Raw genomic sequence first — 712 nt, 5'->3', positions numbered from 1 at the left:
GATGATCTGGTGAGTAAATCTTATCGTTTCGGTCATCGCTATGATGGGAGAAATCACGGTCAATATGCCAGTTCAATTAAAAAATACACGTCAGCTGCTAAAAGACCATTAAATCGAGCGGAACAAAGCCAGCTGATACGTTTGCTACAAAATTTTACCGCAACACGGAGCTGGAATTGGCGAAGCCTGACGACAATACTGCACTCATTTACGTCAGCGGGTGTTTTTACCCTTTATAAATCCATGGATGAGCAAGTTAAACTTACTCAGGCTAACTTATTGTCAACGCTATTTGATTCAATAATATTCAAGTGCAACCAAAAACCTCAAACCAGGGATATTGATGCCATGGGAATCGCCAACCTGCTGTGGGCCATGGCGAAACTGGTAGACAGCGGGCAGGAGCGAACACCAGGGCTCAACGAAGCTGTGGCTGCACTGTTGCCCCACATGAACGCACAGAAAGACCAATTTATTCCTCAGCATATTGCCAACCTGCTGTGGGCCATGGCGAAATTGGTGGACAACGGCCAGGAGTGGACACCAGGGCTCAAAGAGGCTGTGACCGTGATGTTGCCCCTCGTGAACGCACAGAAAAACCAATTTATTCCTCAGCATATCGCCAATCTGCTGTGGGCCATGGCGAAACTGGTGGACAATGGGCAGAAGCACACACCAGGGCTCAAAGAGGCCGTGGCCGCGCTGTTGCCCC

1 pseudogene is annotated in these 712 nt (G+C 48.9%); it reads left to right on the top strand.

The features are described from left to right. Positions 1 to 9 precede the first annotated feature (9 nt). A pseudogene (locus tag J7439_RS25735) lies at positions 10 to 712 on the top strand (hypothetical protein); the annotation flags it as partial.

The organism is Salinisphaera sp. G21_0, from assembly GCF_017744115.1.
GTDB lineage: Bacteria > Pseudomonadota > Gammaproteobacteria > Pseudomonadales > Endozoicomonadaceae > Endozoicomonas.
The sequence above is the reverse complement of the archived record's forward strand: the minus strand, read 5'-3'. Positions and strand labels throughout refer to the sequence as shown.